This window comes from Pseudomonas sp. NY15374, assembly GCF_048068255.1.
In the GTDB taxonomy this organism is placed as follows: Bacteria; Pseudomonadota; Gammaproteobacteria; order Pseudomonadales; family Pseudomonadaceae; genus Aquipseudomonas; species Aquipseudomonas machongensis.
The window spans coordinates 226,585-242,228 of sequence record NZ_JBLUPZ010000010.1; the positions used below are offsets into that span (position 1 = coordinate 226,585).

Below are 15,644 nucleotides of genomic sequence, written 5' to 3' on the forward strand. Positions count from 1 at the left end.
CGGGGTGGCGCCATAAAAAAGTGGCAGAGTGCCAGTCTAGGGCTCGACCCTCACCACGCAATTACGCCCCGCGTGCTTGGCCCGGTACAGCGCCTCATCCGCCGCGCTGGCCATGGTCAGCGCGTCCAGCGTGTCATCGAGTTGCACCACCCCGGCGCTGAAGGTGCACTGCAGGTCGTTCGGCTGGGCGGGATAGTGGATTTCGGCAAAGCGCTGGCGGATCTCGTCGAGCACCTTGTACGCAGCTTCCAGCCCGGTGTTGGGCATGACGATGGCGAATTCCTCACCGCCATAGCGGCCGATGAAATCGGTCTTGCGCAGGCGCTGCTTGAGGAACAGCGCCAGGCTCTTGATCACCCGGTCGCCCATCGGATGGCCATGCCGGTCGTTGATCTTCTTGAAATGGTCGATGTCGAGCATGGCGAAGCTCAGTGGGTGTTCCTCGCGGCGGGCGCGGAAACTGCAGTCTTCGAGCAGTTGCAGGATGTGGGTATGGTTGTACAGCCCGGTCAGGCTGTCGCGCACCATGCGTGCCTTGAGATGACGGGCGCGGGCGGCGCGGTTGCGCACGGTGGTCACCAGATGGCGGGCGCGGATCGGCTTGGTGAGGAAGTCGTCGCCACCTTCGCTCATGGCGTCGAGCTGCTTGTCCAGGTCGTCCTCGGCCGACAGGTAGATGATCGGTACGCTGACATAACGGTCGTTGTGGCGGATCACCTTGGCCAGTTCGGTACCGGTGCAGTCGGGCATGTACATGTCGAGGATGATCAGGTCGGGCTGGAAGTCAGCGAGCTCGGCCATGGTGCGGATCGGCTCGGTGAGCGTGCGGGTGATGATGCCGGCGCCGTTGAGCAGGCGCTCGGTGTGCATGGCCTGGGCGCGCGAGTCATCGATGATCAGCACCCGGAACGGGTCGTATTGGGCGGCGCTGGTCAGCAGTTCGACCTTTTCCAGCAGGCTGGACGCTTCCAGGGTGCCGGTGAGGAACTCCTGGCCGCCGGCGCGCACGGCGGCCAGGCGGGTCGGGGTGTCGGTCTCGTGGAGGCTGAAGAACAGCAGCGGAATGTGCAGCTCCAGCCTTTGCTGGGCTTCGGCGGCCAGTTTGAGGCCCTGGCCGGGGCCACTGAAATCGACATCCATGACGATGGCCGAAGGCAGGCGTTCGCTCATCGAGGCACGAAAGGCATCGGCGTTGCCCAATGCCTGCACGCCCAATCCGAAGAACTCCAGCTGTTGCGCCAGGCGTTCGGCGCGGTCATGGTCCTGCAGCAGGATGTACACCGGCTTGCGCAAGGGCGGCAGGGGCACATGATCGAGCTGGTCGCCCTTGCGCAGGCCGGTGCGCGACAAGCGTTGCATCAGGCGATTGAGCTCGCCGATCAGTTCTGAATTGAGCCGCGTGCTGTTCGCTTCGATGGCCCTCAGCGTCTGCTCGATGGCAGTCGACAGGCTGCCGTGTTCGGGCTGTTCGAAACGATCGGCGTAGCGTTGCAGGCGCAGATTGGCGTCGCTCAGCTCGCCCAGCCCTGCGCTCGACCACTCGCCACGCTGCAGGCGCTGCCAGATCTCGAGGATCTGTCGGGCCTGATGGATGACCCGCTGTGCGAAATGCTGCTTCAAGCGCTCGTGGCTGGGCTCGGCTGGCTGGGTCATGTCCTGACTGCTTGTTGGAGGTTAGGGTGCAGGTTCAATGATGGCTCTATGCTAGCAGGTCTTTTCCTGCTCGCGAGTGCTGTGAATCAACAAAGCGTTCAGGCCCGATTATTCAGTTTCCGACCCATTGGTCGCTTATGCGTATGGCGGCGTCTGCTTTATAGTGCTGGGACGCGGGCTTGCCGTGGCACCCTGGCCGAGGCCTGTGGTCCAAGCCCCTGAACCGTCATGATTGATTAAGGACAACGCCATGCTGGACTGGAAAAACCGTGAGGCCAAGGCCGAGCGCCCTGAGCGCGCCGATGGCCGTGGCGCCGCCACCCGTAGCTACCTCGGCGGCCTCTGGAGCCGCGCCCTGGGCACTCTGATCGGCCTGTACCTGCTGGTGTGCATCGGCCTTGGCTGGTACTGGAGCGAAGAGCCCGACCTGTTCCCGGTGCAACAGAACGCCCAGGCTGCGGCCGAGCGTAACGGCCAGCAGATGGTGGTGGGCTATACCACCATCGAAACCCTCAAGAACGTTGCCGGCACCCTGCTCGACAAGCCGGGCGGTTATATCTCCAACGACCGCTTCCCGCCGGGTTTGTGGATGGACAACATGCCGAGCTGGGAATATGGCGTGTTGGTCCAGGTGCGCGACCTGTCGCGTGCGCTGCGCAAGGACTTCGCTCGCTCGCAGTCGCAATCGACCGAAGACGCCGACCTGGCCAAGGCCGAGCCGCGCTTCAACTTCGACAACAAGAGCTGGATCCTGCCGTCCAGCGAGTCGGAGTTCGAGGAAGGTATCAAGTCGCTCAACCGTTATCAGGTGCGCCTGGCCGCTGGCGACCAGGGCGCGATCTTCTACACCCGCGCCGACAACCTGAACAACTGGCTGGGCGACGTTGCCACGCGTCTGGGCTCGTTGTCCCAGCGTCTGTCGGCGAGCGTGGGACGGGTCAAGCTCAACAGCAACCTGAAGACCGAAACCGTCCAGGCCGGCCAGGCACCGCAGGTCGACGAGGAAATCGTCGAGACGCCATGGCTGCAGATCGACAACGTCTTCTACGAAGCCCGCGGCCAGGCCTGGGCGCTGTCGCATCTGCTACGCGCCATCGAGGTCGACTTCGCCGACGTACTCGCCAAGAAGAACGCCACCGTCAGCGTGCGTCAGATCATTCGTGAGCTGGAAGCTTCGCAGGAGCCGCTGTGGAGCCCGATGGTACTCAACGGCAGTGGCTTCGGCATGTGGGCCAACCACTCGTTGGTGATGGCCAACTACATCTCCCGGGCCAACGCCGCAGTCATCGACCTGCGTCAGTTGCTCTCGCAAGGATGACCATCAATCCCGCCGAGGTCGCGCACCGCGCGGCCTCCGATGCCGAGCTGGTGGCCTGGGTGGACGAGCACGACCAGTACCTGGGCGCACTGGCGCGGGCCGAGTTGCGCGAGCGTGGGCTGATCGGGCGCTGCACTTTCATTCTGCTGTTCAACAGCCAGGGCGAGCTGTGCGTGCACCGGCGCACCTTGAGCAAGGCGTTGTATCCCGGGTACTGGGATGTGGCGGCCGGTGGCATGGTCGGGGCGCACGAGGAGTACGCCGAGTCAGCGGCCCGCGAGCTGGAGGAGGAACTGGGCATCGCCGGCGTGACGTTGCGCTTTCACGAGAAGTTCTACTTCGACCAGCCGGGCAACCGGCTATGGTGCGCGGTGTTCTCGGCGGTGTCCGATGCGCCGCTGCGGTTGCAGCCTGAAGAGGTCATAGAGGCGCGCTTCGTCACGGTGGAGCAGGCAGAGGCCGAGAGCCGGGAGAAGGACTTCTGTCCGGACTCGCTGGCGGCGTTGCAGCGCTACAAGGCGAGCCTATAGCAGCCAGCGCTCCACCACGTCGCAAAACATTCGCAAAATGCCGCAATCCAGTACTTAGCAAGCCAGGGATTTATCGTTACACTGCGCGCCCTTTTCGGGCTGTCGCAACACCTGCGACAGTAGCGCCGCCCCTGCCAGAGTGGGGCTTCGCGGTCGGTCCAGCCCCCCTGTGGTCCGACCAGTTTTTGTCCTCAGCAAGAGGAACAAAAGTGGCCAAGAAAGCTTCTACCTTCTCCGCCCTCGGCGGTCTCGTGTTTTCCACCGACGCTGGTCGGCACTGCCCCGACTGCAGCAAGCCGGTGGACGCGTGTGTCTGCAAGCAGCAAGTCATCCCCGAAGGCGATGGCATCGCCCGGGTACGCCGTGAAAGCAAAGGGCGTGGCGGCAAGACCGTCACTACCATTACCGGCGTCCCGCTGCCGCTCGAACAGCTCAAGGATCTCGCCAGCACGCTCAAGCGTCGATGCGGGACCGGTGGCGCCCTCAAAGACGGCGTCATCGAGATCCAGGGCGATCACGTCGAGCTGTTGCTCGCCGAACTGATCAAGCAGGGCTTCAAGGCGAAGAAGTCCGGCGGCTGAGCCAGCCCGCAGGATTTTTCGCCCAGTGCTTTCTAAACTCGTTTCCGTTGCCGGGGTCTACCCCCGAAGACGGACGAATCGTCATTTTCAGCTTCTACACTGCGCCCGCACCCATCGCGGGGCAGTGTCTTGACTTATCTATAGGGGACTTGAATGTCCGTACGACGCACACGCAAAGACGATGGCAGCCAATGGACCGTGGCCGACAGCCGCAGTGTTTATGGTATCCGCCATTGGGGCGCTGGTTATTTCGCCATCAATGAAGCCGGGCGTGTCGAAGTGCGCCCCAACGGCCCCGACAGCGCGCCGATCGATCTCTTCGAGCAGGTCGACGAGCTGCGCCAGAGTGGCCTGTCGCTGCCCCTGCTGGTCCGCTTCCCGGACATCCTGCAGGACCGCGTACGCCAACTGACCGGTGCCTTCGACGCCAACATCGCGCGCCTGGAGTACCAGAGCCAGTACACGGCCCTTTATCCGATCAAGGTCAACCAGCAGGAAGCGGTGGTCGAGAACATCATCGCCACGCAAAACGTCTCCATTGGCCTCGAAGCCGGCTCCAAGCCCGAGCTGCTGGCCGTGCTGGCGCTGGCGCCCAAGGGCGGCACCATCGTTTGCAACGGCTACAAGGACCGCGAGTTCATCCGCCTGGCGCTGATGGGCCAGAAGCTCGGCCACAACGTGTTCATCGTCATCGAGAAAGAGTCCGAGGTCGCCCTGGTGATCGAGGAGGCCGCCGAGCTCAAGGTCAAGCCACAGGTCGGCCTGCGCGTGCGCCTGTCGTCGCTGGCGTCGAGCAAGTGGGCCGACACCGGGGGCGAGAAATCCAAGTTCGGCCTGTCGGCTGCGCAATTGCTGTCGGTGGTCAGCCGCTTCCGTGATGCCGGGCTCGACCAGGGTATTCGTCTGCTGCACTTCCACATGGGCTCGCAGATCGCCAACCTCGCCGACTACCAGCACGGCTTCAAGGAAGCCATCCGCTATTACGGCGAGCTGCGCGGCCTGGGCCTGCCGGTCGATCACATCGACGTCGGTGGCGGGCTGGGCGTCGACTACGATGGCACCCACTCGCGCAACGCCAGCTCGATCAACTACGACATGGATGACTATGCCGGCGTGGTGGTGGGGATGCTCAAGGAGTTCTGCGACGCCCAGGGCTTGCCGCATCCGCACATCTTCTCGGAGAGCGGTCGCTCGCTGACTGCACACCACGCCATGCTGGTGATCCAGGTCACCGACGTCGAAAGCCACAACGACGAAGTGCCGACCATCGAGAACAAGGAGGCGCTGCCCGAGACCGTGCAGTGGCTGGCCGACTTGCTCGGCCCGACCGACATCGAGATGGTCACCGAGACCTACTGGCGCGCCACCCACTACATGGGTGACGTGGCCGCGCAGTATGCCGACGGCAAGATCAGCCTCTCCGAAAAAGCCCTGGCCGAGCAATGCTACTTCGCTGTGTGCCGTCGCCTGCACAACTCGCTCAAGGCTCGCCAGCGTTCGCACCGCCAGGTGCTGGACGAGCTCAACGACAAGCTGGCCGACAAGTACATCTGCAACTTCTCGGTGTTCCAGAGCCTGCCGGACACCTGGGCCATCGGCCAGGTACTGCCGATCATCCCGTTGCACCGCCTGGACGAAGAGCCCATGCGCCGCGCGGTGCTGCAGGACCTGACCTGCGACTCCGATGGCAAGATCAACCAGTACGTCGACGAGCAGAGCATCGAAACCAGCATGCCGGTGCATGCGGTGCGCGAAGGCGAGGACTACCTGCTGGGTGTGTTCCTGGTCGGCGCCTACCAGGAGATTCTCGGCGACATGCACAACCTGTTCGGTGACACCGACTCGGTGAACATCTACCAGAACGCTGACGGTAGCGTGTACCACGCCGGCATCGAGACCCACGACACCATCGAGGACATGCTGCGCTACGTGCACCTGTCGCCGGAGGAGTTGATGACTCACTACCGCGACAAGGTCGCCAGCGCCAAGATTACCGCCCGTGAGCGGACTCAGTTCCTCGACGCCCTGCGTCTGGGCTTGACCCGCTCCTCGTACCTGTCGTCGTGATCGGCGGGCCGCTCCTGCAAGGTTTGCAGGAGCGGCCCTGCTTCAACCGATCCATGCTGCCCGCTGTTGCAACCGCCACCCCACCCACCCCAGCGTCACCGCGCGCAATCCCATGAATCCGAGAAACGCCAGCCACAGTCCATGGTTGCCGAACCCTCGCAGGGCGAATGCCAGCGGCAACGCGATCGCCACCGATACCAGCATCGCGTTGCGCATTTCGCGGGCACGCGTCGCACCGATGAACAGGCCATCCAGCAGATAGCTCCACACCGCTACCAATGGCAGCAGCGCCAGGTAAGGCAGGTAGGGGTAGGCCGCGTCACGCACGCTTCGGATATCGGTCTGCAAATCGATGAACAGGTGCCCACCCAGCAGAAACAGCCCGGCAAAGACCAGGCTGACGATCAGCGACCAGCCACAGGCGACCACCAGCGAGCGGCGCAGGGTGTCGCGCTCACGTGCGCCGATGGCGTGGCCGCACAGGGCCTCGACCGCATGCGCCAGGCCGTCCAGAGCATAGGCAGTCAGCAGCAGGCCATTGAGCAGCAGCGCGTTGGCCGCGACCGTCGCCTCGCCCAGGCGCGCGCCCTGCACGGTGATCAGAAGGAACACCAACTGCAAGGCCAGGCTGCGCAGAAAGATATCGCGGTTGACCGCCAGTAGCGGGCGCCAGGCCTGCCAGCGTTTCAGCGCGGCCCAGGCGATGCGCCCAGGATAGGCGCGCAGCGCCGGGCGGGTCAGGGCAAGGCCCAGCAGCGCCCCGCTCCATTCGGCGATCACCGAGGCCCGCGCCGAACCGAGTACGCCCCAGTCCAGTCCGAGCACGAACCACAGGTTGAGGACGATGTTCAGCAGGTTGGTGGTCAGCAGGATCGCCAGCGGTGCGCGGGCGTTCTGGGTGCCGAGGAACCAGCCGACCAGGGCATAGCTGGCCAGTGCCGCTGGCAGGCCGAGCAGGCGGGTATGGAAGAAGTCTTCGGTGGCGCTGTGCAATGCTTCGCCGGGTTGCATCATGTGCAGCGCAAACTGGCTGAATGGCAGGGCAAGCAGGCCGATCAGCACGGCGAACGCCAGCGCCAGCAGCAACCCCTGTACCAGCACCTGGCGCAGCGCGGCGCCGTCGGCGCGGCCGGCGGCCTGGGCGGCAAAACCGGTCGAACCCATGCGCAGGAACCCCATCAGGCCGACCATGAAGGTGAACAGTGTGGCGCCGACGGCGACGGCACCGAGCTGGTGGGCGTGGGGCAGATGGCCGATGACCGTGCTGTCGACCAGTGCCACCAGCGGCACCGAGATGTTCGAAAGGATCATCGGCGCGGCCAGGGCCCAGACCTTGCGGTGGGTGAGGCGGTGCTGCCAGTCGGTGAGCAGTGAGGGCATGCGGGAGCGCTTATCCTGTGGGGCGGGCTTGCCCGCGAAGGGGCGCACGGCGGCCCCGGTTTTCGGCTGGTGGCCATTGTACCGGCCAGGCAACCAATCCGTGCGAACGCGGTCTCATTTGCCACTGCAGCGCAGGTAGCCTGCCTTACGTTGCGCTATAGTTCCTGCCCTCACCACCCTGCTGCCGAAGAGTCCTCTCTCCCATGTTCAACAAAGGATTGTTGCTGGCCTGCGCGCTGGCCCTGCTCAGTGCCTGTGATTCCTCCTCCAAGGACGCCCCCGCGCCGGCGGAAAAGCCCGCGGCCAGCGCGCCAGCCGAAGCCAAGCCCGCCAAGCGCGAGGACCCGGCAGCGCTCGCCAAGCGCTACGCCGACCGTGAGCTCAACGTGCTGGACGTCTCGGAGGTCCAGCTCGACGGTGCCAGTACCCTGTCGATCAGCTTCTCGGTGCCGCTCGATGCCAATCAGGACTTCGCCGCCAAGGTGCACCTGGTCGATACCGTCAAGGGCAAGCTCGACGGCGCCTGGGAGTTGTCCGACAATCAGATGGAGTTGCGCCTGCGCCACCTCGAGCCGCAGCGCAAGCTGGTGCTGACCGTCGACAAGGGCCTGCTCGCGGTCAACGGCAAGACGCTGCAGGGCGAGTCGGTCAGCCGCCTGGAAACCCGCGACATGCAGCCGACCATCGGCTTTGCCAGCCGTGGCTCTCTGTTGCCTACCCGCCTGGCCGAAGGTTTGCCGGTCATCGCCTTGAACGTCGACAAGGTCGATGTCGAGTTCTTCCGGGTCAAACCGGAAATGCTCTCGACCTTCCTGGTCAACTGGGGCCGTAACAGCAGCCTGTACTACTACCAGTCCAAGGAAACCCTGGACATGGCCGAGCTGGTCTACAGCGGCCGCTTCGACCTGAACCCTGCACGCAACACCCGCGAAACGGTGCTGCTGCCGATCGCCGGGATCAAGCCGTTGCAGGAACCGGGCGTCTACCTGGCGGTGATGCGCGCCTCCGGGACCTACGACTATTCGCAACCGGCGACCCTGTTCACCCTCAGTGATATCGGCGTGTCCGCCCACCGCTACCGCGACCGCCTCGACGTGTTCGCCCAGGCCCTCGAAGGCGGCAAGGCCCTGAGTGACGTGACCCTCGAACTGCACGACGACAAGGGCAAGCTGCTGGCCCAGGCCAAGACCGATGGCAAGGGCCATGCCGAGTTGCCGATCACGGCCAAGGCCGACACCCTGATCGCCACCCAAGGCGTGCACACCACGCTGCTGCGCCTGAACACCGCCGCACTGGACCTGGCCGAGTTCGACATCACCGGCCCCCAGGCCAACCCGCTGCAGTTCTTCATCTTCGGCCCGCGCGACCTGTATCGCCCCGGCGAAACCGTGCTGCTCAACGGCTTGCTGCGCGACCAGGACGGCAAGCCGGTCAAGGCCCAGCCAGTGACGGTCGAAGTGCGTCGCCCTGATGAGCAGGTCAGCCGCAAGTTCGTCTGGGAGGCTGACCAGAACGGCCTGTTCCAGTACCAATTGCAACTGGCCAGCGAAGCGCCCACCGGGCGTTGGCAGCTGCTGCTCGACTTGGGCGGCGGCCGCAAGCAGGTTTACGAGTTCCTCGTCGAAGATTTCCTGCCCGAGCGCCTGGCGCTGGAGCTCAAGGGCAGCAAGACACCGCTCAGCCCCGAACAAACCGCGCGCATCCAGGTCAATGGTCGCTACCTCTATGGCGCGCCTGCCGCCGGCAACCGCCTGAGCGGCCAGGCCTACATCCGCCCGCTGCGTGAAGCCGTGCCGGCGCTGCCGGGTTATCAGTTCGGCTCGGTCACCGAGAGCGAGCTGACCCAGGACCTGGAACTCGATGAAGTCACCCTCGACCAGGCCGGCAAGGCCACTGTCGATATCGAGAGCCGCTGGGCCGAGGCCCGCTCGCCGCTGCAACTGACTGTGCAGGCCAGCCTGCAGGAGTCTGGCGGTCGACCGATCACCCGTCGCCTGGAGCAGCCGATCTGGCCGGCCGATCGCTTGCCGGGCCTGCGCGGCCTGTTCGATGGCGAAGAGACCGACAGCGATGCCCCGGTGCAGTTCGAGGTGCTGGTCGCCGACCGCGACGGCAACAAGCTCGCCGCCGACGACCTCAAGGTGCGGTTGATCCGTGAGCGGCGCGACTACTACTGGAACTACTCGCAGAGCGATGGCTGGAGCTACAACTACAACGAGAAATTACTCACCCAGAGCGAAGAAACCGTCAGCATCAAGGCCGGCTCCACCGCCAAGCTGACCTTCCCGGTGGAGTGGGGTCCATACCGCGTCGAGGTCGAGGACCCCGAGACTGGGCTGGTATCCAGCGAGCGCTTCTGGGCCGGCTACCGCGCCCAGGACAACGCCGAAGGCGGCGCGGTACGCCCGGACCAGGTCAAGCTGGCACTGGACAAACCGTCCTACGCCGACGGTGCTACCGCCAAGGTCACCGTCACCCCGCCTGCCGCAGGCAGCGGCTACCTGATGATCGAGTCGAGCGACGGCCCGCTGTGGTGGCAGGAGATCGACGTACCTGCCGAGGGCAAGACCTTCGAGATCGAGCTGGACAAGAAATGGGCCCGTCACGACCTCTATATCAGCGCCCTGGTGATTCGTCCGGGCGAGCGCAAGGTCAATGCCACGCCCAAGCGCGCCGTCGGTGTGCTGCACCTGCCGCTGGACCGTGCCGAGCGCAAGCTGGCGGTCAGCCTGCAGGCGCCGGAAAAGATGCGTCCCAAGCAGCCCCTGACCGTCAAGCTCAAGGCCGTCAATGCTGATGGCAGCGTGCCGAAACAGGTGCATGTGCTGTTGTCTGCGGTGGATGTGGGCATCCTCAACATCACCGACTTCAAGACCCCCGACCCCTTCGCCAGCCTGTTCGGCCGCAAGGCCTACGGCGCCGACCAGTTGGACATCTACGGCCAACTGATCGAAGCCGGCCAGGGGCGTCTGGCGAGCCTGGCCTTTGGTGGCGACGCCGCCATGGCCAAGGGCGGCAAGCGCCCGAATACCACGGTCACCATCGTCGCCCAGCAGAGCCTGCCGGTAACGCTCGATGAGAAAGGCGAAGGCCAGGCCACGGTCGATATTCCTGACTTCAACGGCGAACTGCGCCTGATGGCGCAAGCCTGGACCGACGAGCACTTCGGCATGGCCGAAGGCAAGACGGTCGTAGCGGCACCGCTGATTGCCGAGCTGTCGGCGCCGCGCTTCCTTGCCGGTGGCGACCAGACCCGCCTGGCCCTGGACCTGGCCAACCTGTCTGGCCGCGCCCAGCAGCTCAACGTGCAGGTGACCACCGACGGGCAGCTCGACCTCGCTGGGGCTGCCCAACAGAACATCAACCTCGCCGAGGGCCAGCGCAGCACGTTGATGATCCCGGTCCAGGCCCGTGGTGGCCTGGGGCAGGGCAAGGTACACGTGCGTGTCGATGGCCTGCAGTTGCCGGGCGAGACGGCCACCGGCTTCGAGCGCGAATGGACCCTGGGTGTGCGCCCGGCGTATCCGGCCATGCTCAAGCACTACCGCGTGGCGCTGAAGGACCAGCCTTGGACCCTGCCAGAGAATGAGCTGGCCGAGTTCGAATCGGCAGGCCTTGAAGCCAGCCTGGCGCTGTCGAGTCGCCCGCCGCTGAACCTGGCCGAACAGATCCGCGCTCTGGAAGCCTACCCTTACGGATGCCTGGAGCAGACCACCAGCGGCCTGTACCCCTCGCTCTATGCCGATGCCGACAGTCTCAAGCGCCTGGGTATCAAGGGCGAACCGGCCGATGTGCGCAAGCGCAAGATCGAAATGGGCATCGAGCACCTGCTGGGCATGCAGCGCTACAACGGCAGCTTCGGCCTGTGGAGTTCGGACAGCGAGGAAGAGTACTGGCTGACCGCCTACGTCACCGACTTCCTCCTGCGTGCGCGTGAGCAAGGCTACGGCGTGCCTGCCGATGCCTTGAAGAAGGCCAACGAGCGGCTGCTGCGCTACCTGCAGGAACGCAACCTGATCGAGGTCGACTACAGCCAGGACGCCGAGCACACCCGCTTCGCCGTGCAGGCCTACGCCGCCCTGGTGCTCGCCCGCAGCCAGCAGGCGCCGCTGGGTGCGCTGCGCAGCCTGTTCGAGCGCCGCAGCGACGCCCGCTCCGGCCTGCCGCTGGTGCAACTGGCGGTGGCACTGGACAAGATGGGCGACAAGCCGCGTTCGCAGCAGGCGTTGCAGGCCGGTCTTTCCATCGGCCGTGGCAAGGGTTGGCTGGCCGACTACGGCAGCGCCGTGCGTGACCAGGCACTGATCCTGGCCCTGCTGCAGGAGAACAACCTGGCCAGCAACCAGGTCGATCAGCGGCTGTTTGCGCTGTCCGACGAACTGGCCTCCAACCGCTGGCTGTCGACCCAGGAGCGCAACGCGCTGTTCCTCGCCGGTCGTGGCCTGCTGGGCAAGCCCGAAGGTAACTGGCAGGCGCGCCTGGACAGCGCCGGCGAGGTTCGCGAGTTCAACAACGCCGAATCGGGCATGAAGCTCGAAGGCCCGTTGCTGGCATCGCCGCTGAGCATCCAGAACCAGGGCAGCGAGACCCTCTACCAGCAACTGACCCTGTCCGGTTATCCGCGCCAGGCACCTGCGGCCAGCAGCAATGGCATGGAGATCCGTCGCGAATACCTGGGCATGAACGGCCAGGCCCTGGACCTGCGCAACCTGCGCAGTGGCGACCTGGTGCTGGTGCACCTGGCGCTCAAGGCCCAGAGCCAGGTGCCGGATGCGCTGGTGGTCGACCTGCTGCCGGCGGGCCTGGAGCTGGAAAACCAGAACCTGGCGCAGAGCGCGGCCAGCCTCGACAACGCCAGCAGCGCGGTCAAGCAATGGCGCGAATCGATGCAGAACGCCAGCGTGGTTCACCAGGAGTACCGCGACGACCGTTATGTGGCCGCCCTCAAGCTCGACAGCTATGGGACCACGCACCTTTTGTACCTGGCGCGTGCGGTAACGCCGGGCAGCTATCGCATTCCGCCGCCGCAGGTGGAGTCGATGTACCGGCCGAACCTGCAGGCAGTGGGGGACAGCCAGGGCGAGATGGTGGTGCGTAGCCGTTGATGCGACTGTGGGAGCGGGTGAATCCGCTCCCACAGGTTCATGGATGGCGGGCCTTGGGTCAGTGAATGATCCAGCTCAACACCCACAAGCCCAGCACCAGCCAGATGATGCCCATCACGATCGACGCCCGCATGAACGCCCGGATCGCCGAGTACAGCAGCATCAGCCCGACGATCAGCGCAAGGATGCTGACCAGCGAGGTGTCCATGCCCAAGGTGCGCGCCAGCCCGTCGATGAAATTGCCGCCGGCATTGGCCAGCAGATTGAACAGCCCGCTCATGACATCGACGATGAACTTGATCACCGCGCCCAGCGCCTGGCCCAACCACTCGAAAAACCCTTCTACATGCATAGCTGCTTCCTGATGATCATCCCAAGCCTTTGGCCATCGTTCGATGGGGTCGGTTCCCGATGCCAGGCGCAAGCATAGTTCGCCCGCGTACGCGCAGCGCAAGGATCTTGCGTGGTATCGGCATTACTGTGTTGTCGAGCGTCGTCTTGCTGTGGCTGGCGGATCGCCTGTGGCCGTTGCCGATGCCGGGCGACGACCTGGCGCGGGTGGTGCTCGCCGAGGACGGCACGCCGCTGTGGCGCTTCGCCGATGCCGACGGCGTGTGGCGCTATCCGGTCAGCCCCGAGGAGGTATCGCTCTTGTATCTGGAGGCGCTGCTCACCTACGAGGATCGCTGGTTCTACGACCATCCCGGGGTCAACCCGCTGGCCCTGGCGCGCGCGGCCTGGCTGAACCTGCGTGGCGGACGCGTGGTGTCCGGCGGCAGCACGCTGTCGATGCAGGTGGCACGTTTGCTCGACCCCCATGATCGCACCCTGGCCGGCAAGCTGCGTCAGCTGTGGCGTACGGCGCAACTTGAATGGCACCTGTCCAAGCGCGAGATCCTGCAGATCTACCTCGATCGCGCGCCCTTCGGCGGCACCCTGCAGGGCGTCGCTGCCGCCAGTTGGGCCTACCTGGGCAAGTCGCCCAAGCACCTCACGCCTGCCGAGGCGGCATTGCTCGCTGTATTGCCCCAGGCGCCCAGCCGCCTGCGCCCGGATCGCCATCCCGAGCGTGCGCAGCGTGCCCGCGACAAGGTGCTGCAACGCCTGGCCGATTACCAGGTGTGGCCTGAGCAGCGGATTGCCGAGGCGCGCGAGGAGCCTTTGCTGCTCGCCCCACGCCAGGAGCCGGCGCTGGCGCCACTGCTGGCTCGGCGCCTGAACACGGCGGACAGCCCGACGCTGATCCGCACCACGCTCGATGCATCGTTGCAGCGTCGTCTCGAAGACCTGCTGCTCGGTTGGCGTGCACGCTTGCCCGAGCGCACCTCGGCGGCAATCCTGGTGGTCGAGGCGCAGACCATGGCCGTGCGTGCCTACCTGGGTTCCATCGACCTGGGCGATGAGCGCCGCTTCGGCCATGTCGACATGGTGCATGCCCTGCGCTCGCCAGGCTCGACCCTCAAGCCGTTTCTCTATGGCATGGCCCTGGACGATGGGCTGATCCACTCCGAATCGTTGTTGCAGGATGTGCCGCGTCGCTATGGCGACTATCGTCCGGGCAACTTCTCGATGGGCTTCAGTGGGCCGGTGTCGGCCAGTTCGGCGCTGGCGTTGTCGCTCAACTTGCCTGCGGTTCAGTTGCTCGAGGCCTATGGGCCCAAACGCTTTGCCGCGCAGATGCGTATCGGTGGGGTGCCGCTGATACTGCCGCCACTGGCCGAGCCGAACCTGTCGCTGATCCTCGGCGGCGCGGGCAGCCGCCTGGAGGACCTGGTGGGTGGCTATGCCGCGCTGGCGCGTGAAGGCAAGAGCGCGAGGATCCGCCTGCAGCCCCAGGACCCGCTGCTGGAGCGGCGCCTGTTGTCGCCGGGTTCGGCGTGGATCGTGCGGCGTATTCTCAGCGGCCAGGCACGTCCGGACCGCGATCCGCACGCCGAGCTGGTGCAGCGCCCGCAACTGGCCTGGAAGACTGGCACCAGCTATGGCTTTCGCGATGCCTGGTCGGTCGGGGTCGGCCCGCGGTACATCATTGGCGTTTGGATAGGCAGGCCCGATGGCACGCCGGTACCGGGCCAGTTCGGCCTGGCTTCGGCAGCGCCGCTGATGCTGCAGGTGCACGACCTGCTGAGCAACCGCGACAGCCAGCGCGGTGTTGCCGTGCCCGTGGAGAACGTGCCGGGCAGTGTCGGCGTCGCAGCGATCTGCTGGCCGCTGGGGCAGCCGATGAATCGTCAGGACCCGCAATGCCGCCGCCAGCGTTTTGCCTGGACCCTCGACGGCACCACGCCACCGACCTTGCAGGCTGCCGACCAGCCGCTGGGGTTGGGCCTGCGGGAAACGGTATGGGTCAATGAGCGCGGCTTGCGGGTCGATGCCAGCTGTCCTGGGGCGAAAGCACTGGAAATTGCCCTCTGGCCTGCGCCTCTGGAACCTTGGCTGCCACGGGTAGAGCGGCGTAGTGCGCGGCTGCCGATGGTCGATCCTGCCTGTCCACCGCAGGTGCCGCCCAGCGCGCCGCCGCTGTCGATCGTCGGTGTGCGCGCAGGCGACAACTTGCGCCGGCCGCTCACCAGTCACGAGCCACTGCAACTGCACGTATCGGCACTGGGTGGGGCTGGGCGGCGCTGGTGGTTCCTCAATGGCCGGCCGCTGGGCGAGACCGAAGGGCAGGACAGCCTGCTGGTGCGTTTCGAGCAGTCAGGACGCATCGAGTTGAGTGCGTTGGATGAGAGCGGCGAGACGGCACGGGTCGAGTTCCAGGTGGCGGAGTAGCCGCTCTCAGCCAGCGCTTCCTTGTACTAATGACATGGTATTAAACCTTTCGGTCAGCCATTCGGGCTGCCCTCACAACTCACTGAATTTCATAGGCTTTCCAGCGCCGTCAGCGCCTTATTCCCCCGTATTAATACCAACTTACGACCTACCGCCGGCGAACCGCCAGAGCTTCACTGCTGACTGAAGGCATAACGCTGGCCAGCCTGGCCAGCGCGCCTATCCAACAACAAAGCAG

Annotated in this window: 9 protein-coding genes; 6 read left to right on the top strand and 3 right to left on the bottom strand. The window is 65.3% G+C overall.

The features are described from left to right. Positions 1-36: 36 nt before the first annotated feature. Positions 37-1,653 (bottom strand): response regulator, encoded by a 1,617-nt coding sequence (locus tag ACNFHO_RS20895; RefSeq protein WP_063546300.1) that lies wholly within the window; start codon positions 1,651-1,653, stop codon positions 37-39. 250 nt (positions 1,654-1,903) lie between these two features. Between ACNFHO_RS20895 and ACNFHO_RS20900 the strand changes: the two genes are divergently transcribed. The 4 genes from ACNFHO_RS20900 (at position 1,904) to speA (ending at position 6,149) form a co-directional block, all read left to right on the top strand. Next, entirely contained in the window at positions 1,904-2,971 is a 1,068-nt protein-coding gene (locus tag ACNFHO_RS20900; protein WP_054894199.1) for a DUF2333 family protein, read from the top strand. Continuing rightward, complete coding sequence (locus ACNFHO_RS20905) at positions 2,968-3,501, top strand: NUDIX hydrolase (RefSeq protein ID WP_054894198.1); 534 nt, start codon at positions 2,968-2,970, stop codon at positions 3,499-3,501. Before ACNFHO_RS20900 ends, ACNFHO_RS20905 begins: the two co-directional genes overlap by 4 nt. A 209-nt stretch (positions 3,502-3,710) precedes the next feature. Continuing rightward, positions 3,711-4,082: a translation initiation factor Sui1 gene (locus ACNFHO_RS20910; protein WP_416767221.1), complete on the top strand. Its 372-nt coding sequence runs from the start codon at positions 3,711-3,713 to the stop codon at positions 4,080-4,082. A gap of 153 nt (positions 4,083-4,235) precedes the next feature. Continuing rightward, a complete protein-coding gene (speA, locus tag ACNFHO_RS20915; RefSeq protein WP_054894196.1) occupies positions 4,236-6,149 on the top strand; it encodes an arginine decarboxylase in 1,914 nt (637 codons plus the stop codon). Positions 6,150-6,191: 42 nt separating this feature from the next. Here the strand turns inward: speA and ACNFHO_RS20920 are convergent, their stop codons facing one another. Further along, positions 6,192-7,529: an MATE family efflux transporter gene (locus tag ACNFHO_RS20920; RefSeq protein WP_416767223.1), complete on the bottom strand. Its 1,338-nt coding sequence runs from the start codon at positions 7,527-7,529 to the stop codon at positions 6,192-6,194. A gap of 203 nt (positions 7,530-7,732) precedes the next feature. Here ACNFHO_RS20920 and ACNFHO_RS20925 point away from each other — a divergent pair, with 203 nt between their 5' ends. Next, positions 7,733-12,634: an alpha-2-macroglobulin family protein gene (locus ACNFHO_RS20925; RefSeq protein ID WP_416767224.1), complete on the top strand. Its 4,902-nt coding sequence runs from the start codon at positions 7,733-7,735 to the stop codon at positions 12,632-12,634. A 58-nt stretch (positions 12,635-12,692) separates the two neighbouring features. On the opposite strand, the gene ACNFHO_RS20930 is transcribed toward ACNFHO_RS20925, so the two are convergent. Then, positions 12,693-12,986 (bottom strand): hypothetical protein, encoded by a 294-nt coding sequence (locus ACNFHO_RS20930; RefSeq protein WP_063546294.1) that lies wholly within the window; start codon positions 12,984-12,986, stop codon positions 12,693-12,695. A gap of 59 nt (positions 12,987-13,045) precedes the next feature. On the opposite strand from ACNFHO_RS20930, the gene pbpC reads away from it, so the two are divergent. Further along, positions 13,046-15,406, top strand: a complete 2,361-nt coding sequence (gene pbpC / locus ACNFHO_RS20935) for a peptidoglycan glycosyltransferase PbpC (RefSeq protein ID WP_416767225.1) — start codon at positions 13,046-13,048, stop codon at positions 15,404-15,406. Positions 15,407-15,644: the final 238 nt, after the last annotated feature.